This is a genomic window from Paracoccus shanxieyensis (assembly GCF_009711265.1).
Classification (GTDB): Bacteria; Pseudomonadota; Alphaproteobacteria; order Rhodobacterales; family Rhodobacteraceae; genus Paracoccus; species Paracoccus shanxieyensis.
In genome coordinates, this window is record NZ_WMII01000004.1 from 254,509 (window position 1) to 281,016 (window position 26,508).

Sequence of the window (26,508 nt, forward strand, 5' to 3'; positions counted from 1 at the left end):
GTGGCCCAGCCGCATACCGACGAAACGCCCAGCGAGGCCTGATCCCGGCCATGACGGCCCCTGCGAAAGACCGCACCATGACTGCACGCCAGCGAGGCCGCCCCTCGCTGGCGTCGTTGGTTGTCGATCTTGGCATCGGCCTGATGGCTGCCTTGGGTCAGGCGCCGTGGAACCTGTGGTTCCTGACCGTGATCGCCATGGGGCTGCTGTGCTGGCGCATCTCCGCCTCGGCCACGGCGCGCCGGGCGGCGTGGCACGCCTTTGCCGCAGGTTTCGGCCATTTCGCCCTTGCCATGTCGTGGATCGTCGAGCCGTTTCTGGTCGAGGCCGATGTCTATGGCTGGATGGCCCCCTTCGCGCTGATCCTGATGGCAGCGGGCGGGGCGCTGTTCTGGACCCTGCCCGGCTGGCTGGCAGCGCGCCTTGCCCCCGGCATGAACCGCGCGGCGCTGGCCTTTGCCGGGCTGATCGTGCTGTCGGACTGGCTGCGCGGCTGGATCTTTACCGGCCTGCCCTGGGCGCTGACCGGCCATATCTGGATCTCGACGCCCGCCGGACAGACGGCCTCGGTCTTTGGGGCACTCGGCCTTTCGACGCTGACCATGCTGGCCGCAAGCCTGCCCCTGACCTTCCGGCAGAATGGCCGCGGCACGACCGGCGGCGCGGTGCTTTCCGTTCTGCTGATCGGCACGGCATGGAGTTTTGGCATGGCCCGGCTGTCCCAGCCGCTGCCCGCCGATACCGACCAGCACATCCGGCTGATCCAGCCCAACGCCACGCAGGCGTTGAAATGGGACCCCTATTGGTCCGAGGTGTTCTTTCGCCGCCTGCTGGATCTCTCGGCCGCACGCGATCCCGGCCAGCCTGCGCCCGATGCGGTGATCTGGCCGGAAACGGCGGTGAATTTCCTGCTGGACCAGTCGGGCACCGCGCCGCAGGACATCGCGGCCTATGCGGGCGCGCCGGTGATCCTTGGCATCCAGCGCGCCTGGGGCGAGCGGTATTACAACAGCCTGACCGAGTTTTCCGCCAAGGGCATCGGCCCGGTCTATGACAAGTTCCACCTTGTCCCCTTCGGAGAATACACGCCATGGGGCGATGTCATGGCGCGGTTCGGCATCCGCGCCTTTGCCGCCCAGCACGGCTTCGGCTATTCCCCCGGCCCCGGCCCTCAGGTGATGCAACTGGAAACCCTGCCGCCCATGCAGCCGCTGATCTGCTATGAGGCGGTGTTTCCCCAGCACCTGATCACCGGGGCAAACCGGCCGCAATGGCTGCTGCAGGTCACGAATGACGGCTGGTTCGGACAGATCTCGGGGCCATGGCAGCATCTGGCGCAGGCGCGGCTGCGCGCCATCGAATCCGGCCTGCCGCTGATGCGGGCGGCCAATACCGGGATCTCGGCGGTGATCGACGCGCGGGGACAGATCCGGGCCGAACTGGACCTGAACCGCGAAGGCCGCATCGACGCCCGCCTGCCCGGCGCGCTGCCTCCGACGCCTTGGGCGACATGGCGCGACTGGCCGGCCCTGATCCTGGCTTGCGCACTGGTCATACTGGCTATTTTCCGCCGCAGGTTGACGCAGGCAAAGGCGTGATCTATCGCTGACCCTTGACCGTCACAACGGCTTCCTGGCGTGACGGCGTAATTCAACGGAGCATTTCACCCATGGCCAGACAGAACTATGTGTTCACTTCGGAATCGGTCTCCGAGGGGCATCCCGACAAACTTTGCGACCAGATCTCTGACGCGGTGCTGGATGCGCTGCTGGCCGAAGATCCGATGGCCCGCGTCGCCTGCGAAACCTTCGCCACCACCGGCACCGTGGTGATCGGCGGCGAAATCGGCCTGACCGATCAGAAGAAGCTGGGCGAGTATATGGGTCGCGTGACGCAGATCGCGCGCGATACAATCCATGACATCGGCTATGAGCAGGAAAAGTTCCATTGGAATACCTGCCACGTCCACAACTACCTGCACGAACAATCGGCCCATATCAGCCAGGGCGTCGACCGCGACGGCGCGGGCGATCAGGGCATCATGTTCGGCTATGCCATCGACGAGACGCCCGAGCTGATGCCGGCGCCAATCCAGTATTCCCACGCGATCCTGCGCCGTCTGGCCGAAGCGCGCAAATCCGGCGCCGAGCCGATGCTGGGCCCGGACGCGAAATCGCAACTGTCGCTGCGCTATGAAAACGGCAGGCCGGTCGAGGTGACAAGCCTTGTGCTGTCGCATCAGCACAAGGACGAATCGCAAAGCTCGGACGACATCCGCGCCATCGTCGAGCCCTATATCCGCGACGTGCTGCCTGCGGACTGGCTGACCGAAAAGACCGAATGGTGGGTGAACCCGACCGGCACGTTCGTGATCGGCGGCCCTGATGGCGATGCCGGCCTGACCGGGCGCAAGATCATCGTCGATACCTATGGCGGCGCGGCCCCGCATGGCGGCGGCGCGTTTTCCGGCAAGGATCCGACCAAGGTGGACCGCTCGGCCGCCTATGCCGCGCGCTATCTGGCCAAGAACGTCGTCGCGGCAGGTCTGGCAAAACGCTGCGTGATCCAGCTGTCCTATGCGATCGGCGTGGCCAAACCGCTGTCGATCTATGCCGACACCTTCGGCACCTCGGAAATTCCCGAGGCACAGATCGAACACGCCATCTCGCGCGCGATGGATCTGACCCCGCGCGGCATCCGCGAGCATCTGGACCTGTGCCGCCCGATCTATCGCCGCACGGCCGCCTATGGGCATTTCGGCCGCGCGCCCGAAGCCGATGGCGGTTTTTCGTGGGAACGCACCGACCTTGCCGACGCCCTGAAGCGCGAGCTGTGATGTCACGACACCGGGGGCTTCGCGCCCCCGGACCCCCGCGGAGTATTTGCAGAACGAAGATGCGCTGACGCCGCGCTTCTCTGTTCCTGAAATACTCTGGGGGAGCGCGGAACGCGCGGGGGCAAAGCCCCCACCCTTAATCCTTGAAGCTGCGGCTGTCCTTGACCTGATCCCAGGCCCAGACGACTTCCTGCAGGCGGTCTTCGTCAGACCGGTCCCCACCGTTCATATCCGGATGAAGATCTTTCACCAAGGATTTGTATTGCTTGCGGATTTCTGCGCGGGTCCAGCTGTCCTTCGCCTCAAGGATTTCCAGCGCCTTGCGTTCGGTCGGCGGCAGTTTGCGCGTGGCGGTCCGGCGCACCTCGGGATTGGTGCCATTGGCGCCAAGGATCTCCAGCGGGTCGCTGACGCCGTGGCGGGCCCATTTGTCTTCCTGCGCCGCCTTTCCGAAAGGTTTGGTCGGGCGTTCCCAGACCGTGGCATTGTCCAGAAATTCCTGAAACTCTGCTTCGGACTGCCCCTGGAAATAGTTCCAGTTCAAATTGTATTCGCGCACATGGTCCTTGCAGAACCAGTAATAGTCGTCGAGATTCCTTGGCGATTTCGGCGCGCGATATTGTCCCGGCTCTTGGCAGCCGGGTTTGTCACAGCGGCGGGTCGAGGTCTCGAACGCGCCGGACATGCCGCGCCGTCCTTTCGATCGACGCTTCTTGTCGGACGCTGCCGAAATATCGAATCCGAACGGGTCGCTATTGCTCATCTGCCTGCCTTGTCCTGATCGGGACACGCAGTCTAAGCTATTTCGCGGGACATGAAAGGGGCATTCAGATGATTAAGGACCAGATGCGCGACCGGCTTGCCACGCTGCATCCGACGAGGCTTGAGGTGATCGACGAAAGCCACCAGCATCGCGGCCATGCAGGGGCGCCGGAAGGCGGCGAAAGCCATTTCCGCATCCGCATGGCCAGCGCCCAGTTTGCCGGGCTCAGCCTGATTGCCCGGCATCGGCTGGTGCATCGCACCTTGGGCGATATCGTGCCCAGAATTCACGCTTTGGCGCTTGAGCTGGCCGAAAGCTAGACCGTTAGCGCACCCAGACTTGCCGCTGTCACACACGCCGCGTAGAAGCCCAGCAACGCGCCATTACAAGGAATTAGTCGAATGTCTGCGCCTACCGATTTCAATGACCGCATGCTTTCCCTTGGCCTTGCCCGCGTCAGCGAGGCTGCGGCCCATGCCTCGGCCCGTCTGATCGGGCGCGGTGACGAAAAGGCCGCCGATCAGGCCGCCGTCAATGCCATGCGCGAACAGCTGAACATGCTGGACATCAAGGGTGTCGTCGTCATCGGCGAAGGCGAGCGTGACGAAGCCCCGATGCTGTATATCGGTGAGGAAGTCGGCACCGGCTCGGGCCCCGAGGTGGACATCGCGCTGGACCCGCTGGAAGGCACGACGCTGACCGCCAAAGACATGCCGAACGCCCTGACCGTGATCGCTATGGCCCCGCGCGGCACGCTGCTGCACGCCCCCGATGTCTATATGGAAAAGCTGGCCATCGGTCCCGGCTATGCCAAGGATGTCGTCAGCCTTGACATGTCGCCTGCCGAACGTGTGCGCGCGCTGGCCAAGGCCCGTGGCGTCAAGGACAGCGACATCACCGTCTGCATTCTGGAACGTCCGCGCCACGAGGATCTGATTGCCGAGGTCCGCTCGACCGGCGCGGCGATCCGCCTGATCACCGATGGCGACGTGGCCGGTGTGATCCACTGCGCCGAGGCTGAGCTGACCGGGATCGACATGTATATGGGCTCGGGCGGCGCACCCGAGGGCGTGCTGGCGGCATCGGCGCTGAAATGCATGGGCGGTCAGATGTGGGGCAAGCTCTTGTTCCGCAACGATGACGAAAAGGGCCGCGCCAAGAAAGCGGGCATCACCGATCTGAACCGCATCTATGCGCGCGACGAGCTGGTGACCGGCGACGTGATCTTTGCGGCGACGGGCGTGACCAACGGCTCGATCGTGGCGGGCGTCAAGCGCGAGCCGGGATACCTGACCACCGAAACCATCCTGATGCGCTCGAAGACCGGCTCGGTCCGTCGCATGATCTATCGCAACCCGATCAAGTAACCGGCGCAATCAAGGAACTTGATTGCCGGGCGGTCATGGGGGATGAAGCCCCTCATGACCGCTTTTCTTTCCGTCTCCTCCTCGCTGACCGGCCGCACATGGCGCGGTCCCGATGCCGCCCTTGACCGCGCCGCCGAGGCGCTGGCTCAGGACAGCCGCCTGCCTTTGCCCGTCAGCCGCGTGCTGGCCGCGCGCGGCATTCCCGCGCATGAGGCGCCGGGCTTTCTGGACCCCAAGCTGCGCGACCTGCTGCCCGATCCGCTGACCCTGCGCGACATGGACCGCGCCGCCCACCGCATCGTCGCCGCGGTGCAGGCCCGGCAGCGCATTGCGATCTTTGCCGATTACGACGTGGATGGCGGCGCCTCGGCCGCGCTGCTGATCGACTGGCTGCGCCGGCAGGGCCTTGAGGCGACGCTGTATATCCCCGACCGCATCGACGAGGGCTATGGCCCGAACATCCCCGCCATGCAGGGGCTTGCGGCGGCGCATGACCTGATCATCTGCGTCGATTGCGGCACGCTCAGCCATGAGGCGCTGGCCGCCGCCGCCCCCCGCGACGTGATCGTGCTGGACCACCATCAGGGCGGCGAGACCCTGCCCGATGTGCTGGCCGTGGTGAACCCCAACCGGCAGGACGAAGACGGCAGCCTTGGCCATCTTTGCGCGGCTGGCGTGGTGTTTCTGACGCTGGTGCAATGCAACCGCCTGCTGCGGGCGGCGGGCCTGCCCCAGCCCGATCTGGTCGGCCTGCTGGATCTGGTGGCGCTGGCGACGGTGGCCGATGTCGCGCCGCTGGTGGGCGTGAACCGCGCGTTCGTGCGGCAGGGCCTGACCATCATGGCCCGGCGCGAGCGTCCGGGTCTGGTGGCCCTGTCCGATGTAGCGCGCCTTGACAGCGCCCCCAGCGCCTTTCATCTGGGCTTCTTGCTGGGGCCGCGCATCAATGCGGGCGGGCGCGTCGGTCGCGCCGATCTGGGCGCGCAATGCCTGTCCTGCACCGATCCCCGGCTGGCCGAGAAATACGCCGCCGAACTGGACGATCTGAACCGCGAACGCCGCGCCATCGAAGCCACGGTGCGCGAGGCTGCCTTGGCGCAGGTCGATGCGCGCGGGGGGGATCCGCTGATCGCATGGGCCGCCGGGATCGGCTGGCATCCCGGTGTCGTGGGCATCGTGGCCGCGCGCATGAAAGAGGCGACCGGCCTGCCTTCGGTGGTGATTGGCGTGGAACGCGGCATCGGCAAGGGCTCGGCCCGGTCGGTGCCGGGGGTCGATCTGGGCCGCGCCATCCAGCGGCTGGCACAGGAAGGGCTGCTGCTGAAAGGCGGCGGCCACGCCATGGCCGCCGGTCTGACGGTCGAGGAAGCCAGCATCCCCGCCGCGATGGAGCGCCTGTCCGAGCTTCTGGCGCGCGAAATGGCCGACCGCAGCGGCGCGGATGAGTTGCGCATCTCGGGGCTTCTGGACCCCGCCGGGGCGACGGTCGAACTGATGCAGATGCTGGAACGCGCCGGGCCTTACGGTCAGGCCGCGCCTGCCCCGCGTTTCGCCTTTGCCGATCAGGTGATCGACAGCGCCTCGACCATTGGCGACAGCCACCTGCGCCTGCGCTTTCGCAGCCCCGGCAGCCCGGCGCTGGAGGCGGTGGCATGGGGTGCGATGATCGGCCCGCTGGGGCCTGCGCTGCTGGGGGCCAAGGGCCGCCGCTTTCACCTTGCGGGCAAGCTGGAGCTGTCGCTTTGGGGCGGGCGCGAACGGGTGCGGCTGCGTCTGGACGATGCCGCCGCGGTGCCGTGAAAAAACTTCACCGGACTGCCGCTTTTGTGCTTGCGTGCTGCCGACACCTCGCCTAAACACCGCTCCACGCCGCAGGGCACTGACCCGGCGGAAAAGAAAGTGGCCCGTTCGTCTATCGGTTAGGACGTCAGGTTTTCAACCTGAAAAGAGGGGTTCGACTCCCCTACGGGCTGCCACTTCTTCCTGAAATCATCAGGTTGCGCGCCGAAAGCCCATCGCTTTCCGGCGCATTTTCTTTTGTCGTGAAGGCCGTGACCCGGCAGCGAAAAATCATCGGAATTTTGCCGCATCCCTCTTGCGGCGGCGCGCGGGCTGGCCTAAACGCCCCTCAGCCGCAGGCAATGTGGCCCGTTCGTCTATCGGTTAGGACGTCAGGTTTTCAACCTGAAAAGAGGGGTTCGACTCCCCTACGGGCTGCCACTTTCCCCAGTATGGTCAAAGACGAAAAAGGGCGCCGCAGCGCCCCGTTTCAACCGACATCCTGAATGCGCCGCATCAGCAGCAAGGCCAGCCCCGAACAGATCAGCGTCGCCAGCATGATGGGCCGCGCCGTGCCGTCATAAAGCTGCCCCACCGGCGCCGCGATCAGCACCGCGCCAATCGTCGAGATCGCCGCGATGACCGAGGCCGCCGTGCCGGCCAGATGCCCCATGCGCTGCAAGGCCATGGCGTTCAGATTGCCGAAGGTCACGCCCGCCATGAAGAACACGCTGACCGCCCAGATGAAGAAGGCTGCAAAGCGCAGCGGCGGCGGCAGCAGATCGCCCCAGACCAGCACCACCATCACCGCCGAGACACAGACCTGCATCGCATAGGCGCTGGTCACGATCCGCTTCATCCCCAGCCGCAGGACATAGCGCGCATTCAGCACGGTTCCCGTGCCCGACAGCAGCGCCATCACCGCAAACCACGTCGGAAAACTCTCGACCTTGCCATAGGTGTCGGCGAACAGCTGCTGCGCCGAACTCAGCAGCGCGAACATCTGGCCAAAGCCCAGCGTCATCACCACCGCGATCAGCCGCACCTGACCATCGCCCAGCACCTCGCGCGCGCCAAGAACCATGCTGCGCAGGTTCATCGGGCGGCGACGCTCGGGCGGCAGGGTTTCCTCGCGGCGCAGGTTCAGCCACAGGCTGCCGATCAGCGCCAGCACCACGAATGAGCCGAAGACCCCGCGCCAGCCGACCAGATGGATCACCCCCGCGCCGATCGAGGGCGCGACCGCCGGGATCAGGATGAAGATCATCATGACAAAGCTGGTGATCCGCGCCATCTCGCGGCCCTGATACAGGTCGCGCACCAGCGCCAGCGACACGATGCGCGGCCCGGCGGCGCCAAGCCCCTGCACGAAGCGCGCCACCAGCAGCATCTCCAGCGACTGCGCAAACACCGCCGCAATCGCCGCCAGCGCATAGATGCCAAAGCCCAGCGTGATGACCCGCTTGCGGCCATAGGCATCCGACAGCGGCCCGGCAAAGAACAGCCCCAGCCCCATACCGGCGACAAAGGCCGTTAGCACAAGCTGCGCGCGGTTGACGTTTTCCGGGGTCAGGACCTGCGCGATCTCGGGCAGCGCGGGCAGCATGGAATCGATGGAAAAGGCGATGACCGCAAAGATCACGGCAAGCATCGCGATGAATTCGGGCTGGCTCTGCCGGGCGGCGGCTGGCGATGTCGTCTCGGACATAGGGGGCCTCATGCTGTAGGAGCCTCTGCGCCCTATCCCCGTCCTCCGCCCGGCGCAAGGCCCGCGCCGTTGCACATCCCCGTGCGCGGGCTATATCTGGCGCATGACCCAAGCTCTGAATCTCATGAAGCTCTGCGTCGGCTGCGACAGCCCGGCCGAGCTTGCCGCATGGCAAAGCGACCGCTGGAACGGCGGCCCGGCCCGTCATGTCACCCGCATGTGGCCCAAACGCGAGGCCGAGATTCTGGCCGGCGGGTCGATCTACTGGGTGTTCAAAGGCGTAATGCAGGCCCGCCAGCGCCTGATCGCCCTTGAGGAGGTTCAGGGTGAGGACGGCATCCGCCGCTGCGCCCTTGTCATGGAGCCGCGCATGATCCGCACCGCGGCCGTGCCCCGCCGCCCATTTCAGGGCTGGCGCTACCTGACCGCGCATGACGCCCCCCCGGACCTGCCCGAAGGCCGCGAGGAAGAAACCACCCTCCCCCCCGACATCGCCCGCGCCCTGGCTGAAATGGGACTGCGGTAGCAACAGGCAACACGATCCTCGTGCAGCCGTCACCTTCACACAAAAACAGCCCGATAAGGCGATTCCGGCCAGACTGCTTTTGTGGGCGCACACCCTCCGCGCCAGCGCGCAACAGTCGCCCCACGGCCAAGCGCGCATGGGACGCCACGCCCCGCAAAATATTGATAAATCTAACCATTCAGGGATTTTATGGAGCGGGTAGCGGGAATCGAACCCGCGCCAAGAGCTTGGGAAGCTCGTGTGATACCATTTCACCATACCCGCGCAGCCGACCCGATAGCATTGCAACCCGCCCGCCCGCAAGCCCCTTCTCGCGCGCGAACGGGTCTTCCTTGTTTTCCAAATACCCATGCCGACGCCGGCAAGGGGCGCGGCGCTAGCCCAGTTCGCGCGCCTGTTCGCGCAGCATGAATTTCTGGATCTTCCCGGTCGAGGTCTTGGGCAACTCGCCGAAAATCACCGTCTTCGGGGCTTTGTAATGCGCCATGTTCTGGCGGCAGAAGGCGATCAGTTCCTCAGGCCCGGCCTCGCGTCCGGGTTTCAGCGCGACGAAGGCGCAGGGGGTTTCGCCCCATTCGGCGCTGGGGCGCGCGACGACGGCGGCCTCCATCACGGCGGGATGGCGATACAGCACATCCTCGACCTCGACCGATGAGATGTTTTCCCCGCCCGAGATGATGATGTCCTTGGAGCGGTCCTTCAGCTCGATATAGCCATCTGCATGCATCACCCCCAGATCGCCCGAGGCGAACCAGCCGCCGCGAAAGCTTTTCTTGGTCGCGCCGGAGTTCTTCAGATAGCCCTTCATCACCACATTGCCGCGCATGAAGATCTCGCCCATGCTGGCCCCGTCGGCGGGAACCGGCTCCAGCGTGGCGGGATCCGCGACCATCAGCCCGCCAAGGGCGGCATTGCGCACGCCCTGGCGCGACTTCAGGCGGGCGCGGTCTTCCTCGGGGCGGTCGTCCCATTCATCCTTCCAGGCGCAGACGACCGAAGGGCCATAGGTCTCGGTCAGGCCATAGGTATGGGTCACGTCGATGCCCATCGCCTCGACCGCGGCGATGACGGTGGCGGGGGGCGGCGCGCCCGCGGTCATCACCTTGATCGGATGGTCGAAGCCCTTGATCTCGTCGGGGGCATTGGCCAGCATGTTCAGAACGATGGGCGCACCGCAGAAATGCGTCACCTTCTCGTCGCGAAACAGCCGGAAGATCGGCTCGGCACGGACCGCGCGCAGGCAGATATTCACCCCCGCCACTGCCGCCACCGCCCATGGGAAGCACCAGCCGTTGCAGTGAAACATCGGCAGCGTCCACAGATAGCGCGCATGTTGCGGCATCTGCCATGAAATGATGTTGCCCATCGCGTTCAGCGTCGCGCCGCGATGATGATAGACGACACCTTTCGGATCGCCCGTCGTCCCCGAGGTATAGTTCAGCGAAATCGCATCCCATTCGTTCTGCGGCATCTGCCAGTCGAAGGCCGGATCGCCTTGGGCCAGCATCTCCTCATAGCTTTCACGCCCCAGACGCGGCGCGGGGATGGCGGGGTCAAGAATGTCGATCACCTCGATCGGGCGCCCCAGCAGGGCCAGCGCATCCTGCGCGGTCTGCGAAAACTCGGGATCGACGATCAGCAGCTTGGCCTCGCCATGGTTCAGGATGAACGCGACGCTGGCCGCATCCAGCCGGGTGTTGATGGCGTTCAGCACCGCCCCCGCCATCGGCACGCCGAAATGCGATTCGAAGGTTTCGGGAATATTCGCCGCCAGCACCGCGACCGTATCGCCACGCCGGATGCCACGCCGGGTCAGCGCGCTGCCCAGCCGGCGGCACCGGGCATAGGTTTCGCCCCAGTTGCGGCGCAGATCGCCATGCACCACGGCAGGCGCATCGGGAAAGGTCACAGCGGTGCGCTCGATGAAACGCAGGGGCGACAGCTGCTCGAAATTCGCCGGACCTGCCTCAAGTCCCTGATCATAGATATTCGGATGCGCCATGATTACCTCCCTCAACCGGGCGGCGGGCCTCCTCTGCCCCCCGCGCGACATCGCAACTGACTTGCAGGTTAGCGCAGGTTCCGCGCCATTATCCAGAGCCACCGATATGCTTCGCAAGATCGCGGCAAACGGCAACGCCGTCCGGGTTTCCGCGAAGGATTTGCGACAAAAAGATTGATCGGAGTAACGATTCCGGTGGTTATAGGCCGAACGCCCGCCTTAGCCGAGCATATCATGACACGCTTCATGCGCCGAAATGCCCCCCGTCTGATCCTGCCGTTTCTGGCGGCACTGGCCACATCGCCCGCCCATGCCCAGCAACCGGGGGGCGATGCGCCGCCGCCGACGGTGACGGTGGTGACGCTGCACAGTCAGGACGTGGCGCTGACGACCACCCTGCCCGGCCGCGTCTCTGCCTCGGCCGAAGCCGAGGTGCGGCCGCAGGTCAATGGCATCGTGACCGAACGCCTGTTCGAGGAAGGCCGGCAGGTCAAGCGCGGCGATCCCTTGTTCCGCATCGACGCCACCACCTATGATGCCGCCGTCGCGCAGGCCGAGGCGGGCGTGGCGCAGGCCCGCGCCACCGCCGACAATGCCCGGCGCGAGGCCGAGCGCGCGGGCGCGCTGCGCGACCGCCGCGTGACCAGCGAAAGCTCGACCGAAAGCGCCATCGCCAACCGGGACGCCGCCGAGGCCGCGGTCAAGGTCGCCGAGGCGCAGCTTCTGGCCGCCCGGATCGAACTGGACCGCACCACCATCCGCGCCGAACTGGACGGAGAGATCGGCCTTGCCCAGACCAGTCAGGGCGCGCTGGTCACTGCCAGTCAGGCCAACCCCTTGGCGGTGATCCGCACGCTGGACCCGGTACATGTCGATGTGACGCAATCGGCGGCGGAACTGATCCGCTGGCGGCGCGACATGGCTGCGCAGACCACCACGAGCGGTGGCGGCGAACATCCCGGACAGGCCGTGACGCTGCGGCTGGCCGATGGCACGGAATATCCCGAAAAGGGCACACTGACCGCAGCCGAGCCCTATGTGAACGAAACCACCGGCGTGGTCACGCTGCGGCTGTCCTTTGACAACCCGCAGCGTATCCTGCTGCCGGGCATGTATGTGCAGGCCGTGGTTCAGCAGGCGACCGCGCAGGGCGTTATCCTTGCCCCGCAGGAAGGCGTCAGCCGCGACCGGCGCGGGCTGCCGGTCGCCATGGTTGTCAATGCGCAAAATCAGGTCGAAAGCCGCGATCTGACGGTGCTGCAGAACCTTGGCAATGACTGGGTGGTCAGCAAGGGCCTTAAGGACGGCGACCGCCTAATCGTCGAGGGGCTGCAATTCATCGCCCCCGGTGCGCCGGTCAATCCGCAGGAACGGCAGGCGGCGGCATCGGGCGATACCCCCGCCCCGCAGCATGGCGGCGCCGCCCCGGCAGCAGATGCAGCGACGGGACAGGCGCCATCAGGACAGGCTCCGGCAGACGAAGCTCCGGCAGAGGAGGCTCCAACAGGCGAGGCATCAAGCGACGCCGCCCCCGCAGCGTCTGGCGACACGCCCGCCCAACCCCCGCAGCAATCCGAAGGCACGGCAGGCTCGGACGGGTGATCCCGATTCGAGACAAGACCCATAGGAGCCTATCATGGCGCGCTTTTTCATCGACCGTCCGGTTTTTGCGTGGGTGATCTCGATCCTGATCATGGGGATCGGCCTGTTGTCGATCTTTACCCTGCCCGTGGCGCAATATCCCCAGATCGCGCCGCCGTCGGTCACGATCCGCGCCACATATCCGGGGGCCTCGGCGGATACCATCGCCAATACCGTGACGCAGGTGATCGAACAGCAGATGACCGGGCTGGACGGGCTGCGTTATTTCAACTCCAGCTCCAGCTCGGCGGGGATTTCCAGCACCACCCTGACCTTCGAGACCGGCACGGATGCCGACATCGCGCAGGTGCAGGTGCAGAACAAGCTGGCGCAGGCGACCTCGCTTCTACCCGAACCCGTGCAGCGTCAGGGCGTCGTGGTCGAGAAATCCGCCGAAGGCTTTCTGATGGTCATCGGCCTGATCTCGGAGGGCGGCGATCTGGAGCAGGTCGATCTGTCCGACTACCTCATCTCGAACCTCGTCAATGATCTCAGCCGGGTCGAGGGCGTGGGCTCGGTCCAGATCTTCGGCGCGCAATATGCCATGCGCATCTGGCTGGATCCGTCGAAGCTGGCCGCCTATGAACTGACGCCGGGCGATGTGGTCAGCGCGGTCTCGGCGGAAAACGCGCAGATCTCGGCCGGGGCGTTCGGCAGCCAGCCCGCGCCGCAGGGCCAGATGCTGAACGCGACGATCACCGCGCAATCGCTGCTGTCGACGCCGCAGGATTTTGAACAGATCGTGCTGCGCGCCGAACCCGATGGCGGGCTGATCCTGCTGAAGGACGTGGCCCGCGTGGAAATCGGCGCGGAGGATTATTCCACCAGCGCCAAATTCAACGGCAACCCGTCCTCGGGTCTGGCGATCAGCCTTGCCTCGGGCGCGAACGCGCTGGACACCGCCGACCGCGTCAAGGCGCGGATGGAGGAATTCGCCCGCTTCTTCCCCGAAGGCGTCAGCTATGTCATCCCCTTCGACACCACGCCCTTCGTGCTGATCTCGATCGAGGAGGTGGTCAAGACGCTGGTCGAGGCGATCGTGCTGGTGTTTCTGGTGATGCTGCTGTTCCTGCAAAACTGGCGCGCCACGCTGATCCCGACGCTGGCCGTGCCGGTCGTGATCCTGGGCACATTCGGCATCCTGTCCGCGCTGGGGTTCACCATCAACACGCTGACCATGCTGGCGATGGTGCTGGCCATTGGCCTGCTGGTCGATGACGCCATCGTCGTCGTGGAAAACGTCGAACGCATCATGGAGGAGGAAGGCCTTGAGCCGCGCGAGGCCACGCGCAAATCCATGGGCCAGATCACCGGCGCGCTGGTCGGCATCGCGCTGGTGCTGTCGGCGGTCTTTGTGCCGATGGCGTTTTTCGGCGGCTCGACCGGGGTGATCTACAAGCAGTTCGCCATCACTATCGCCAGCGCCATGGGCCTGTCGGTGGTGGTGGCGCTGACGCTGACGCCCGCACTGTGCGCCACGCTGCTGCGCAATGAACATGGCCACAAGACCCGCGGCTTCTTCGGGTTCTTCAACCGCAATTTCGACCGCACCATGCATGGCTACAGCGGCGCGGTCGGCTGGATGATCCGCCGCCCGCTGCGGATGATGCTGGTCTATCTGCTGCTGGGCGCGGCCATGGTGTTCTTGTTCCTGCGCACCCCCACCGGCTTTCTGCCCGATGAGGATCAGGGCATCATGTTCGTGCTGGTCCAGGGCCCGACAGGGGCCACGACCGAACGCACCGAGGCGGTGATCGAACAGATCCAGACCTATTTCACCGAACAGGAATCGGCCAATGTCGACAGCATGTTCGGCGTCACCGGCTTCAGCTTCGCCGGTCAGGGCCAGAACATGGGCATCGCCTTCGTGCGCATGAAGGATTGGGACGACCGGCCCAATGCCGATCAGAACGTGCAGGCGGTGGCGGGTCGCGCCTTCGGGGCCTTCAGCCAGATCCGCGACGCAATGGTGTTTCCCATCGTGCCGCCCTCGGTCATCGAGCTGGGCAATGTCTCGGGCTTCGATTTCTACCTTCAGGCGCGCTCGGGGCAATCGCATGAGCAATTGCTGGAGGCCCGCAACCAGCTTCTGGGCATGATCGCGCAAGACCCGCGCATCGCGCAGGCCCGGCCCAACGGGCTGGAGGACGCGGCGCAATACAATCTGGACATCGACTGGCGCAAGGCGGGCGCGATGGGGGTTTCGGCCACCGATGTCGGCAGCCTTCTGTCGGTGGCATGGGCGGGGACCTATGTGAACGACTTCATCGACCGGGGCCGCATCAAGAAGGTCTATGTGCAGGGCGAGCCGGTCTCGCGCGCGCAGCCGACCGATATCGACAAATGGCGCGTCAGAAACAATTCGGGCGGGCTGGTGCCGTTTTCCAACTTTGCCGAGGGGCGCTGGACCTTCGGGCCGCAGGGTCTGGACCGCTATAACGGCGTGCCCGCAATGCAGATACAGGGCAACCCCGTGCCCACCATCTCCTCGGGCGAGGGCATGGACGCGGTCGAGGAGATCGCAGGCCAGCTTCCCGACGGCTTCGACGTGGCATGGACCGGCCTTTCGCTGGAAGAACAGCAGGCCGGCAACCAGACCACGCTGCTTTATGCGCTGTCGCTGGCGGTGGTGTTTCTGTGCCTTGCGGCGCTTTATGAAAGTTGGTCGATCCCCTTTGCCGTCATGCTGGCCATGCCCATCGGCGTTCTGGGCGCGCTGATTGGGGCGTGGCTGGGCCGGTTCGACAATGGCGTGTTCTTTCAGGTCGGCCTGCTGACCGTCATCGGCCTGACCGGCAAGAACGCCATCCTGATCGTCGAGTTTGCCCGCGAACAGGTCGAACAAAGCGGCAAGCCGCTTTATGAGGCCGTGGTCGAGGCCGCGCGCCAGCGCTTCCGTCCGATCATGATGACCTCGGTCGCCTTCTCGCTGGGGGTGCTGCCTTTGGTGCTGTCCTCGGGCGCGGGGGCGAATGGGCGCAATACCATCGGCGCGACGGTTCTGGGCGGCACGATCTCGGCCACGGTGCTGGGCGTGCTGTTCGTGCCGCTGTTCTTCGTGCTGGTGCGGCGCGTGCTGAACCGCAAGGACAACACGACGCCCGCCACAGTCAGGGCCTGACGCGGTGCTTGCCCCGCGCCCCCGGCGGGCCTAGTCTTTCGGGATGGGAACTGCCGTGACCCGGCAGAGGGGGGATATGGACGCGACGGGCCAGATGGGCGCGATGGCCACGGCACAGGTTGCCGGGCGGCGGCGCGGCATGGCGCTTTCGACGATCGCCTTTGGCGGCTCGGCGCTGGTCTGGATCGTGATGTTCGCCATCACCGTGACGGTCGTCGTGTGGAACGCCCGCGACTCGGTCCGGCAGGAAACCGACAGCGCGTTCCGTCTGGCCAGTGCGGCCGCGACCCTGCGGCTTCCGACCTCGTTCCAGCGGCAGGACATGATGGCGCAGGCGGCGATGATCGCCTTCGACATCCGCAACCAGCGCCATGTCACCGCCGAGCTGCGCGATGCCAAGGGTCAGCCCGTCGCCCTGCCCGGCCCCGATGGCCGCGCCGCCCGCGCGCCGGACTGGTTCGCCCGCCTGCTGCGCCCCGAACCGCAACGCGATCTGATCCCCATCACGCAATATCCCAATGTCCTTGGCGTGCTGGAGATCCGCACCGAGCCCTCGGACGAAATCGCCGAGGTCTGGCAGGATCTGCGGGTGCTGCTGCCCCTGCTTCTGGTGACGGCGCTGGTGGCCATCGGCGTCACCATGGCCGTCACCGCACTGGTGCTGCGCCGTCTTGGCCTGCTGGGCCGGTCCCTGGCGCGGATGCGGGCCGGAGATCTGGACCATCAGGCGCCCATGACCGGGCTGGCCGAACTGAACGCCCTGACCGAGGATGTGAACGCGCTGGCCGCGCATCTTGCCCATGAACGCGCCGAAAACCGCCGCCTGCAGGGCCGCATGATGACATTGGCCGAGGCCGAGCGCGCCCGCATCGCCGCCGATCTGCATGACGATATCGGCCCGCAGCTTTTCGCACTGCAGGCCGCCGTTGGTCAGGCGGCGCGCCATGAGACCGATCCCGAACTGGCCGAAACGCTGGCCGCCATCGCGCGTCACGCGGGAGCCGTGCGCAACTCGGCCCGCGCGGCCATCGACGATCTGCGCCTTGGCCCCGCCGAGGGCGCCAGTCTGGCCGAGATGATCCAGGAACTGGTGATCGAGTTTCAGGACATGGCCCCCGACACCGAATTCGGCTTTGTCTGCGCCCCGGACATGCCCACCCTGGACGATGCGGGTAATATCGCGCTGTACCGGTTCGTGCGCGAAAGCGTGCTGAACGCCCTGCGCCATGCCCGCCCGCCTCAGGTTCGGGTCCGGCTTGAGCACGACCACGGCACGGCCCTTGCCCGCGTGCAGGATGACGGTGCAGGCCCAGCGCCCCGGCAGCGGCGCGGTCAGGGCCAGACCGGCATCGCCGACCGTGCCGCCGCATTGGGGGCGACATGGCTGCCGCCCGAGCGGCGCTGCGGCTGGACGATGACCGAATTCCGTATTCCCGCAGACAGGATCCCCGCAGACAGGCCGCATCCATGACCGACACCGACACCCGCCCGCTTCACGTCCTGATCGTCGATGACCACCCCGTCGTGGCCGAGGGCTGGGACCGCATCACCCGCGGCAGGCTGGATTGCCGCGTGACCGCTGCGGCATCGCCCTTGCAGGCCTTCCGGGCGTGGCGACGGGCGTCGGCGGATGTCATCGTCGTGGACCTGACCATGGGCGACGCCAAGCTGGCGGGCATCCGGCTGATCGAACGGCTGCGGGCGGCGGGGGCGATGCAGCCGGTGCTGGTCTTTACCATGCATCGCAGCCCGATCATCGCGCGGCGCGCCTTGCAGGCGGGCTGCAACGGCATCATCATGAAAGACAGCCCCTCGGACGAGATCGGTCTTGCGCTGCAGCAGGTCGCGGCGGGCGGCGATTACGTCCCGGCGGATCTGGCGCGGCGCATCGCCTTGATGGAGCGTCCGGGCGGTCCGGCCCGCCCGCGCCTGACGCCCCGCGAAACCGATATCCTGCGCGCCATGGCCGAGGGGCTGGCGTATCGCGACATCGCCGAACGCGCCGGCATCAGCTACAAGACCGTGTCGAATGTCAGCCAGACGCTGAAGGACAAGCTGGGCGCGAACAGCTTTGCCGATCTGGTGGTCAAGGCCATCCGCTATCTGGACGAAACCGGAGACCGGATCTGAACCGATGCCGAACGCCCCGCAGGATCCCTCCGCCCGCATGTCGATCCGCCTGCCCGCCGCACGGCGCCCGCTGATCGGCACGCGGATCCGCGAGCGGCGGATGCTTCTGGGCCAGCGCCAGACCGAGGTCGCGCGGCGGGCCGATATCTCGGCGGCCTATCTGAACCTGATCGAACATAACCGCCGCCCGGTCGGCGATGCGCTGCTGTCGCGTCTGGCCGAGGCGCTGGATATCGACGCGACCGAACTGGCCTCGGACCGCGAGGAGACGCTGATTTCGGGCCTGCGGGAAGCCGCCGCCATGGCGGATGGCCAGCGCTTCGCCGTCGAACTGGACCAGATCTCGGAATTCGCCGCGCGCTTTCCCGGCTGGGCCACGGCGCTGGCCGCCGCGATCCGCCGCGCCGACGGGCTTGAACGGCGGCTGATCGCGATGTCGGACCGCATGACGCGCGACCCCTATCTGCTGGCCACGCTGCACGAGGTGCAATCCGCCGTGACCGCCGTGCGCTCGACCGCCTCGATCCTGGCCGAAACGCCCGAGATCGAGCCCGACTGGCGCGACCGGTTCCACGCCAATCTGGACAGCGACAGCCAGCGACTGGCCCGCACGGCGCAATCGCTTGTCGCCTATCTGGACAGTTTTGAAGATGACGCGGTGCCGATGTCGCCGCAGGAAGAGGTCGAGGAATGGATCGCCGCAGGCCAGCCGCAGCCGGATGGTCTGGCCTCGGACGCGGCGCGGATGCTGGCCGGGGGCGTGCTGGCGATCCAGACCCGCGACCGGGCGATGCTGGCCGATGCCGAACTGGCCAGCGCCGCCGATGCGCCGGGTGACATCGACCCGGCCACGCTGGCCGTGCGCATCGCAAAGCCGCTGGATCTGGTGCTGCGCCGCCTTGGCATTCTGCGGCCGGGCCGGTGGGCGCAGGCGGGGCTGATCATCTGCGACGGCTCGGGCGCGACGCTGTATCGGCAGGCGCCGCCCGGCTTTGACCTGCCTCGCCCGGGCGAAGGCTGCGCGCTGTGGCCGCTGTTCGAGGCGCTGGCCCAGCCGCAATTGCCGGTGGTCAGGGTGATCCAGACCCCGGACGGCGCGCGGTTTCTGGCATGGGCGGTGGCCGAGCGGCTGCTGCCCATGGGCTTTGACGGCCCCGCGCTCAGCCGGGCGCAGATGCTGCTGCTGCCTGCGCCGCTAAGCGAAACGCGGCCTGCGCTGGCCGTGGGCCCGGCCTGCCGCATCTGTCCGCGCACCGCCTGCCCCGCCCGGCACGAGCCCTCGATCCTGGGTCCGGCATGAGGCTGCGCGGCCCCCGCCTGTTTCTTGGCCGCGCCGCCTATCGCCGCCGCCGTCTGATCGACGCGACGCGGCTGGTGCCGGTGGCCTTTGCGGCGGCGGTGCTGCTGCCGCTGGTCTGGCTGCCCGAACGCTTCAGCTTTGCGACCGGCACGCTGTGGCTGGCGGGCGGCTGGAGCGTCACCATCCTTGCCACCGCTTTGCTGCATCGCGCCATCGGCCGCGACAGCCCGGAGGACGAGGATGACGCCTGAAGCCCTTGGCGTCGCCGCGATCCTTTATGTCGCCGCGATGTTTCTGCTGGCCCATGCCGCCGACCGCGCCGCCAGCGCCGGGCGCTGGTCATGGATGAATAGCCCGGTGATCTATACTCTGTCGCTGTCGGTCTATTGCTCGGCATGGACGTTTTACGGCGCGGTTGGCTATGCCACGCAGTCCGGGCTGGAATACATGACGATCTATCTGGGTCCGGGCATCGTCTTTGCAGGCGCGTGGTGGGGCTTGCGGCATCTGGTCAGGGTGGCGCGGCTGCACCGTGTGACCTCGATCGCCGATCTGATCTCCAGCCGGTTCGGCAAATCCGCGGGGCTGGCAGCGCTGGTCACGCTGATCGCGGTGGTGGCGGTAACGCCCTATATCGCGCTGCAACTGCAATCGGTGCAGATGGCGCTGTCGGCCTTTGCCGAACCCGGCGCGCCGCTGCCCCGCAGTGTCGCGCTGTGGACGGCCATCGGCCTTGCCGCCTTCACCATCCTGTTCGGCACCCGCAACCTTGCCGCGGATGAGCGTCACCACGGCGTCGTCATGGCCATCGCGCTGGAGGCGGTGGTCAAGCTGGCGGCCTTTCTGGCCGTGGGCGCCTTTGTGCTGTGGGGGGTGGCCGATGGCCCGGCGGATGTGCTGGCCCGCATCGACCGCATCGCCACCACACCCGAAGGCGCGGGCTGGGTCATCAAGCCCGACCGCTGGGTGGTGCTGATCACGCTGGCCGGGGCGGCTGTGCTGGTGCTGCCGCGCATGTTTCAGGTGCTGGTGGTCGAGGCCAGCGACGACGACCGGCTGCGTCATGCGGGCTGGGCCTTTCCGCTTTACCTGTTCGCGATGACCTTTCTGGTTCTGCCCATCGCCGTCATGGGCCGCGACATGCTGCCGGCCAGCGCCAATCCCGATCTGTATGTGCTGGAACTGCCGCTGTCGCAGGGGCACGACCGGCTGGCGGGCTTTGCCTTTATCGGCGGCTTTTCCTCGGCCATGTCGATGGTGGTGGTCAGCGCCATCGCCGTGGCCACCATGATGGCGAACCATTGGCTGGTGCCGGTTTGGTTGTGGCTGCGCGGTTTTTCGGCCCAATCCGGTCAGGACGGAGAGGATCTGCGCGCCCTGATGCTGAACGCCCGCCGCATCGCGATCCTTGCGATCGTGGGCGGCGGCTGGGCCTATCACCAGATCTCGGGCGGGACCTCGGCGCTGGCGGTCATGGGCATCGTGGCGTTTTCCGGCATGGCGCAGGTGCTGCCGGCGATGATTGCGGGCCTGTGCTGGCGCGGGGCCACGCGCAGCGGCGCGATGGCGGGGATCGGCGCGGGCGCGCTGATCTGGCTGGCGCTGATCTTTCTGCCCTCGCTGGGGCTGGTGGCCGCGCCGACCATGCCGCAGGGCATCGACCCCTTCGCCGCCGCCGTCCTGCTGTCCTTGGGCGCGAACATGCTGCTGCTGATCGTGCTGTCGCTTGCCGATTTTCCCAACCCGGTCGAGCGGATGCAGGCGTTTTCCTTTGTCCATGCCATCGCGCCCGACAGCCGGGCCCGCGACACCAGCGGCATCGACCGGGCCGAGGCGATGCTGACGCTGGCCCGCCGCTTCTGGGGCACGGACCGGGCGCTGGCGATCTTCAGCGCCGCCGCCGAGGCACAGGGCAAATCCGGCTATCTGCCGGACCTGACGCCGCGCTTTCTGTCCGAATTTGAACGCGAACTGGCCGGGACCGTGGGGGCCGCCACCGCCGTCGCGCTGATGGCCCATGTCGCAGGACGCGGCGATATCACGGTCGCCGATCTGATGGAGGTCGCAGGCGAGGCCAGTCAGGCCCGTGCCGACAAACAGCGCCTTGAAACCGCGGGCGAGGATCTGGCGCGTTCGGCCCGCAAGCTGCAGGAAGCCAATGAGAAACTGACCAAGCTTTCAGCGCAGAAGGATGCGTTTCTGGGCCAGATCAGCCACGAATTGCGCACGCCGATGACCTCGATCCGGGCGTTTTCGGAAATCCTGATGGAGCCGCTGTCCGACGCCGACCGCGCCCGCTTTGCCACCATCATCCACGATGAGGCCGCGCGCATGACCCGCCTGATCGAGGATCTGCTGGATCTTGCCGTGCTTGAGGCGGGTCAGGCCAGACTGATCCCGCGCGTGGTCAACCTGCATGAGCTGATCGAGCGGGCGCTGGTCTCTGCCCGCGCCACCCTGCCGGGCCGCGATTTCGCGGTGCTGCGCGACATTGCCGCCGAACAGATCATGGCCATGACCGATGCCGACCGGCTGTTGCAGGTCTTGCTGAACGTCATTCTGAACGCCTGCAAATATTGCGATGCCGCCGCACCGCAGATCGCCATCCGCACCCGCAAGCGCCGTGACGGCGTGATCCAGATCGATATCGCCGATAATGGCGCGGGGATCCCGCCACGCGACCGGGCGCTGATCTTTGAGAAATTCTCGCGGCTTGACGATCCGGCGCGGGCGGGCGGGGCCGGTCTGGGACTGGCGATCTGCCGCGAGATCATGGAGTTTCTGGGCGGCTCGATCGCCTATCTTCCCGGTCAGGGCGGGGCGGCTTTTCGCATGACCCTGCCGCCGCGCCCGCCGGGCATCGGCGGCGATGAGGCCAAAAAGGCGGTGCGGTCAATCATTTAGAAACCGCTTCTTGCGATCCTGCAAACAAGACGATTGATGATTCGGGTTTCACGATGGACAGCGCAGATACGCAGATGGCGACGCAGGGCGCGCAACCGGGGCAGATTCTGCGCCGGATGATCGCGGAACGCGATCTGGCCCAGACGCCGCGACGGCAGGCGGCTGCGGCAGCGGATCTGGCGGGCGAAGTCACCCGCGAACGCGCAGCGGCGACGGCTCTGGGGCGCGCCGCCGAACGGCTGCATCACCTGCCCATATTCGTCGAGGCCACGACATTCGCGCCCATGTCACTGTCGGAAATGCCGGAACTTCTGCCCGAACGCGCCTTGCTGGCGGTGATCGAAGGCGGGCGCGACACGCTGGGCGTCGTAGCGATCTGTCCCGGCTTTCTGACCTCGCTGATTGAAATGCAGGCGCTGGGTCGCGTGACCTCGCGGCCCGCCGTGCCGCGCCGCGCCACGCGCACGGACGCCACCATCGCCGCCGATTTCGTCAACCTGTTCCTTGCCGAGCTTGGCCGAGAACTTTCGGGCCGCGACAGCGTCCCCAGCTTCGGCAATTTCCGCTACGCCACATATCTGGACGATCCCCGCCCTTTGGCGCTGATGCTGGAGGATGGCGAGATGATGCGCATGACGATGAAATTCCGCATCGGCAGCGGCGGTCAGCGCGACGGGACCATCACCATCGCCCTGCCGATGCCGACGGGTGCCCCGCAGGCATCATCGGCGCAGGGATCGGGCACGGCGTTGCTGGCCGGTCCTGATGCGGCCCCGGCCCCGATCCCGGCCGCAGCCGAGGCAGCGTCGCTGTCGCTTGCCGCAGCGATGCAGCAGGCGCCGGTACCGCTGGTCGGCGTGCTGGCGCGCCGCGTGCTGAGCCTAGGCGCATTGCGGGGCCTGACGGCGGGCGCCACCATCTCACTCCCGGCGAATGCGCTGGATGAGGTGCGGATCGAAACCGCCTCGGGGCAGTTCATCGCCCGCGCCCGTCTGGGCGAGGCCGAGGGGCGTCACGCCCTGCGCCTGAAACGCGCGGCCGATCTGCGCGCGGCGCCCTCGGCCCCCGCCGCGCCCGAGGCAGCTGACCTTCCCATGGGCGACGTGCATCGCCCCGATGCCTTTCGCAGTGACGCCCAGGCACCGCAGCCACCGCATCAGAATACCGCCTGAGCGCCGCCGGTTTTCCCCCGCGTTCCGGCAGGGCAAAGGCCGCAAAAGCAGCAAAATCGCCGCCTTTGCAGACCCGCCTGTTCATGCCGATGCAGATTCCCCTTGAAAATCCGGGCTTCCGGACGCATGTAGCGGGCGCCCGCCCATAGCGGGTCACCCTTACAGGAGAGAACATGGCCAAGGAAGAACTGCTCGAATTTCCCGGCGTCGTGAAGGAACTCCTGCCCAATGCGACATTCCGGGTCGAGCTTGAAAACGGCCATGAGATCATCGCACATATGGCAGGAAAGATGCGCAAGAACCGCATCCGTGTTCTGGCAGGCGACAAGGTGCAGGTGGAAATGAACACCTATGACCTGACCAAGGGGCGGATCAATTACCGCTTCAAGTGAACCTCTGGCCCCATTCGCGGTCATCGCGAATGTCGGCAAGTGGAAGGCGGCCTCACATGGATAAGACCACCTGCCCCCGCACGCATGACGGCGGGGTTTCGCATATGCGGCCCCGGCTTGTGCTAGGCTCTGCCAGCCCGCGGCGGCTGGAGCTGCTGGCCCAGATCGGCATCCGCCCGGATGAGATCCGCCCGGCAGATATCGACGAAACACCGCACCGTGCCGAAGACGCCCGCATCTATACCGCCCGGATGGCGCGGGAAAAGGCGCAGGCCCTTGCCGGCGTGGATGGCGCAGTGCTGTGCGCCGATACCTCGGTCACGGCGGGGCGGCGCATTCTGGGAAAGCCCGCCGACGTGGATGAGGCGCGGGCCTTTCTGCGCCTGCTGTCGGGGCGCAGGCACCGTGTCCTGACCTCGGTCGCGCTGCGCCATGGCGATCATCTGCGCGAACGTCTGGTCGAAACCACCATTCGTCTGCGCCCTTTGTCGGCAGCCGAGATCGAGGACTACATCGCCTCGGGGCAATGGCAGGGCAAGGCCGGCGGCTATGGCATTCAGGGCCGCGCGGGCAGCTTTGTCGCCTGGATGCAGGGATCATACAGCGCCGTGGTCGGGCTGCCGCTGGCCGAAACCGCAACCATGCTGGCGCATGTCGGAATACGGGGAACATCATGAAGGGACGCCAGATCGTTCTGGGACAGGTCTTTGGCCGCGACGCCGCCGCGCTGATGCAGGATGGCGCGCTGGTCGATCTGATCATCGACCCCACCGGGGCCACGCCCATCGCCCCCGGCGCGATCTGTCGTGGCAAGGTCGACCGGCTGGTCAAGGGTCAGGGCGGCGTCTTCCTGAAGCTGCCCGATGGCGCCAAGGGCTATCTTCGGGATCGCAGCGGCCTGCGCGAAGGGCAGGCCATTCTGGTGCAGATCAGCGGCGCGGCCGAGGATGGCAAGGCGATTCCCGTCTCGGCCCGGCTGAATTTCCGCGGCCGCCACATCATCGTCACGCCGGGCATGCCGGGGGTCAACGTCTCGCGCCGGATCCGGGAAACCGACATCCGCGATGAATTGCAGGGCCTTGGCGACGCGGCGGTCGAAGGGCTGCCGGATGCCCCCGGCATCGTCTTTCGCAGCGCGGCGGCACATGCCGAACTGGACGCCATCGCGGATGAGCTGAACCAGCTTCTGGATCTGTGCAAGGCCATCCTTGCCGATGCGGACGGCGCGCCCGAATTGCTGCTGGACGCCCCCGAACCTGCCGAAGCCGCATGGCATGACTGGGCCGAGCCCGCCCCCGACGCGATCGAGGACGGCGACGACGCCTTTGAACATTCCGGCGCGCTTGAGGCGGTCGAGGCCCTGCTGTCGCCCCGCATCGAGCTGGGCGGCGGCGCCTGGGCCGAGATGGAGGCGCTGCGGGCGCTGGTCGCGGTCGATGTGAACACCGGCAGCAACACCTCGCCCGCCGCCGGGCTGAAGGCCAATATCGCGCTGGCGCGCGACCTGCCGCGACAATTGCGGCTGCGCGGCCATGGCGGCCAGATCGTCGTCGACTTCGCCCCGATGCCCAAGCGCGACCGAGGCACGTTGGAACAGACCCTGCGCGCCGCCTTCAAATCCGAATCCGCCGAGACCGTGCTGATCGGCTGGACGGCGATGGGGCTTTTCGAAATCAGCCGCAAACGCGACCGCCTGCCGCTGTCGCGTCTGGCCGGGGACGCGTGATGGCCTGCCCGATCTGCGGCAAGCCTGCCGTCCAGGCCTATCGTCCCTTCTGTTCGCGCCGCTGTGCCGATGTCGATCTGGCGCATTGGCTGCGCGGCGATTACCGCATTCCCGGCGAGCCGCTGGACGACCCCGATGCGGCCCTTGGCGGCGCGGCCAAGGACCGCGAGACAGAAGAGTGAAAAAACTGTCTTTTCGCTCTGGACACGGCCGCGCGGGTCGCCTAATTACCCGCCAGCCGAAAGCGAAAGCACGGCGCCCGGATAGCTCAGTTGGTAGAGCAGCGGATTGAAAATCCGCGTGTCGGCGGTTCAAATCCGTCTCCGGGCACCATTTATTCTGGTATTTTCTCGCAATATCAATGCGCTAGATGGATTGTAAAAAATGCAGTCCACCCAACAGCCCACCCTTTGGCGGTTGCTTGGAGGGCGTGCGTGGTGCCGCATGTCCGACACAGCCCTAGCCGTGCCTTGGCAGAGGTAATCGCGCGGACCGGGCGCTTGTCTTCTATCACAGGCGCCAACCCCTGGCGATATCCGCGTTCATTTGCGCCTGCTTGGCTTCATCCGCGCTGGGGTGCGAGACAGGCAGTGGCGACGAGGGGGCCAGCGTCGCGCTGGCCTGTGGGCATTTTGTGTCAGCGAGACCCACTTTCGACTACAGCCCGAGGCGCAGGAGATCGCAGCCGACTGGCTATGGGCTTACAACAATGAGCGCCACAACGTGGGGACTAGCGACATCACACCCGGCCAGGAACTGAAAATGGCTGCCTGAAATATACTCTTGGTTCTCGTTAAACGGAGGGGATTACCACCTGATTTCTACTCTGGATTGTGGCGCGGATCTCCGAATATAGCTAAATTGAAATGGAAATAGCTCGGGTTGCAGAATGACACTTCGTTTCAGGCAAACATTTACACTCTTCCCTGGCGTCCGTATTAACGTTGGCAAGCGAGGAATAAGCACAAGCATTGGCGGTCCTGGCGCATCGTTCAATATCGGACAGCAAGGCATCCGTTGGACCTGTCGCGGTTTGGTGCCGCTCCTTTGATCACGTAATGTGCAGCAAAGGAGATGAACCATGGGCACAGGCAGGACGGATGAATTTCGCAGGGATGCGGTGCGTATCGCGCTGACCAGC

The 26,508-nt window shown here is 66.3% G+C and carries 22 protein-coding genes, 4 tRNA genes and 1 riboswitch; of the genes, 22 read left to right on the forward strand and 4 right to left on the reverse strand.

What is annotated here, in order from left to right; translation table 11 throughout:
* Positions 1-77 precede the first annotated feature (77 nt).
* Entirely contained in the window at positions 78-1,598 is a 1,521-nt protein-coding gene (gene lnt, locus GL284_RS06400; RefSeq protein WP_155043761.1) for an apolipoprotein N-acyltransferase, read from the forward strand.
* Positions 1,599-1,613: 15 nt separating this feature from the next.
* Positions 1,614-1,661: riboswitch (SAM-SAH riboswitch) on the forward strand.
* Between the two features lie 8 nt (positions 1,662-1,669).
* Positions 1,670-2,836 carry a methionine adenosyltransferase gene (gene metK, locus GL284_RS06405; protein WP_155043762.1) on the forward strand — a complete coding sequence of 389 codons (1,167 nt, stop codon included), beginning with the start codon at positions 1,670-1,672 and terminating at the stop codon, positions 2,834-2,836.
* A gap of 136 nt (positions 2,837-2,972) precedes the next feature.
* Here the strand turns inward: metK and GL284_RS06410 are convergent, their stop codons facing one another.
* The gene (locus GL284_RS06410; RefSeq protein ID WP_155043763.1) at positions 2,973-3,599 is read right to left on the reverse strand and encodes a J domain-containing protein; all 627 of its coding nucleotides are present in this window, start codon (positions 3,597-3,599) and stop codon (positions 2,973-2,975) included.
* Between the two features lie 68 nt (positions 3,600-3,667).
* Here GL284_RS06410 and GL284_RS06415 point away from each other — a divergent pair, with 68 nt between their 5' ends.
* From GL284_RS06415 to GL284_RS06435, 5 genes are all read left to right on the forward strand, one after another.
* Positions 3,668-3,919, forward strand: coding sequence for a BolA family protein (locus GL284_RS06415; RefSeq protein WP_155043764.1), 252 nt, complete (start codon positions 3,668-3,670; stop codon positions 3,917-3,919).
* Positions 3,920-4,000: 81 nt separating this feature from the next.
* Entirely contained in the window at positions 4,001-4,966 is a 966-nt protein-coding gene (glpX, locus tag GL284_RS06420) for a class II fructose-bisphosphatase (protein ID WP_155043765.1), read from the forward strand.
* Positions 4,967-5,020: 54 nt separating this feature from the next.
* Complete coding sequence (recJ, locus tag GL284_RS06425) at positions 5,021-6,766, forward strand: single-stranded-DNA-specific exonuclease RecJ (RefSeq protein ID WP_155043766.1); 1,746 nt, start codon at positions 5,021-5,023, stop codon at positions 6,764-6,766.
* A 101-nt stretch (positions 6,767-6,867) separates the two neighbouring features.
* A tRNA-Glu gene (locus GL284_RS06430) sits at positions 6,868-6,942 on the forward strand.
* A gap of 169 nt (positions 6,943-7,111) precedes the next feature.
* Positions 7,112-7,186 (forward strand) — tRNA-Glu (locus GL284_RS06435).
* A gap of 49 nt (positions 7,187-7,235) precedes the next feature.
* Here the strand turns inward: GL284_RS06435 and GL284_RS06440 are convergent.
* Positions 7,236-8,453 (reverse strand): multidrug effflux MFS transporter, encoded by a 1,218-nt coding sequence (locus GL284_RS06440; RefSeq protein ID WP_230382914.1) that lies wholly within the window; start codon positions 8,451-8,453, stop codon positions 7,236-7,238.
* 103 nt (positions 8,454-8,556) lie between these two features.
* On the opposite strand from GL284_RS06440, the gene GL284_RS06445 reads away from it, so the two are divergent.
* Positions 8,557-8,979: a DUF1489 family protein gene (locus tag GL284_RS06445; RefSeq protein WP_155043767.1), complete on the forward strand. Its 423-nt coding sequence runs from the start codon at positions 8,557-8,559 to the stop codon at positions 8,977-8,979.
* 190 nt (positions 8,980-9,169) lie between these two features.
* On the opposite strand, the gene GL284_RS06450 is transcribed toward GL284_RS06445, so the two are convergent.
* Both GL284_RS06450 and GL284_RS06455 read right to left on the reverse strand, forming a co-directional pair.
* Positions 9,170-9,243, reverse strand: a tRNA-Gly gene (locus GL284_RS06450).
* Between the two features lie 112 nt (positions 9,244-9,355).
* Positions 9,356-10,981, reverse strand: a complete 1,626-nt coding sequence (locus tag GL284_RS06455; protein ID WP_155043768.1) for an acyl-CoA synthetase — start codon at positions 10,979-10,981, stop codon at positions 9,356-9,358.
* Positions 10,982-11,227: 246 nt separating this feature from the next.
* Between GL284_RS06455 and GL284_RS06460 the strand changes: the two genes are divergently transcribed.
* From GL284_RS06460 to GL284_RS06525, 14 genes are all read left to right on the forward strand, one after another.
* The gene (locus tag GL284_RS06460) at positions 11,228-12,583 is read left to right on the forward strand and encodes an efflux RND transporter periplasmic adaptor subunit (RefSeq protein ID WP_155043769.1); all 1,356 of its coding nucleotides are present in this window, start codon (positions 11,228-11,230) and stop codon (positions 12,581-12,583) included.
* A 34-nt stretch (positions 12,584-12,617) separates the two neighbouring features.
* Complete coding sequence (locus GL284_RS06465) at positions 12,618-15,743, forward strand: efflux RND transporter permease subunit (RefSeq protein ID WP_155043770.1); 3,126 nt, start codon at positions 12,618-12,620, stop codon at positions 15,741-15,743.
* 76 nt (positions 15,744-15,819) lie between these two features.
* On the forward strand, positions 15,820-17,214 hold the full coding sequence (locus GL284_RS06470) for a LapD/MoxY N-terminal periplasmic domain-containing protein (protein WP_155043794.1): 1,395 nt from the start codon (positions 15,820-15,822) through the stop codon (positions 17,212-17,214).
* Positions 17,211-17,873, forward strand: a complete 663-nt coding sequence (locus tag GL284_RS06475; protein ID WP_155043771.1) for a response regulator transcription factor — start codon at positions 17,211-17,213, stop codon at positions 17,871-17,873. Before GL284_RS06470 ends, GL284_RS06475 begins: the two co-directional genes overlap by 4 nt.
* Before the next feature lie 4 nt (positions 17,874-17,877).
* Entirely contained in the window at positions 17,878-19,173 is a 1,296-nt protein-coding gene (locus GL284_RS06480) for a short-chain fatty acyl-CoA regulator family protein (protein ID WP_425274167.1), read from the forward strand.
* A complete protein-coding gene (locus GL284_RS06485) occupies positions 19,170-19,424 on the forward strand; it encodes a hypothetical protein (RefSeq protein WP_155043772.1) in 255 nt (84 codons plus the stop codon). The genes GL284_RS06480 and GL284_RS06485 overlap by 4 nt, the downstream gene beginning before the upstream one ends.
* The gene (locus GL284_RS06490) at positions 19,414-22,077 is read left to right on the forward strand and encodes an ATP-binding protein (RefSeq protein ID WP_155043773.1); all 2,664 of its coding nucleotides are present in this window, start codon (positions 19,414-19,416) and stop codon (positions 22,075-22,077) included. The genes GL284_RS06485 and GL284_RS06490 overlap by 11 nt, the downstream gene beginning before the upstream one ends.
* 53 nt (positions 22,078-22,130) lie before the next feature.
* Entirely contained in the window at positions 22,131-23,249 is a 1,119-nt protein-coding gene (locus GL284_RS06495; protein WP_155043774.1) for a FliM/FliN family flagellar motor C-terminal domain-containing protein, read from the forward strand.
* A gap of 173 nt (positions 23,250-23,422) precedes the next feature.
* The gene (gene infA, locus GL284_RS06500) at positions 23,423-23,641 is read left to right on the forward strand and encodes a translation initiation factor IF-1 (RefSeq protein WP_145396103.1); all 219 of its coding nucleotides are present in this window, start codon (positions 23,423-23,425) and stop codon (positions 23,639-23,641) included.
* Positions 23,642-23,697: 56 nt separating this feature from the next.
* Positions 23,698-24,318, forward strand: a complete 621-nt coding sequence (locus tag GL284_RS06505; protein WP_155043775.1) for a Maf family protein — start codon at positions 23,698-23,700, stop codon at positions 24,316-24,318.
* A complete protein-coding gene (locus tag GL284_RS06510; RefSeq protein ID WP_155043776.1) occupies positions 24,315-25,367 on the forward strand; it encodes a ribonuclease E/G in 1,053 nt (350 codons plus the stop codon). The genes GL284_RS06505 and GL284_RS06510 overlap by 4 nt, the downstream gene beginning before the upstream one ends.
* Positions 25,367-25,549 (forward strand): DNA gyrase inhibitor YacG, encoded by a 183-nt coding sequence (locus tag GL284_RS06515; protein ID WP_155043777.1) that lies wholly within the window; start codon positions 25,367-25,369, stop codon positions 25,547-25,549. The genes GL284_RS06510 and GL284_RS06515 overlap by 1 nt, the downstream gene beginning before the upstream one ends.
* Before the next feature lie 75 nt (positions 25,550-25,624).
* Positions 25,625-25,700 (forward strand) — tRNA-Phe (locus GL284_RS06520).
* Between the two features lie 556 nt (positions 25,701-26,256).
* Positions 26,257-26,418, forward strand: coding sequence for a DUF4236 domain-containing protein (locus tag GL284_RS06525; protein ID WP_155043778.1), 162 nt, complete (start codon positions 26,257-26,259; stop codon positions 26,416-26,418).
* Positions 26,419-26,508: the final 90 nt, after the last annotated feature.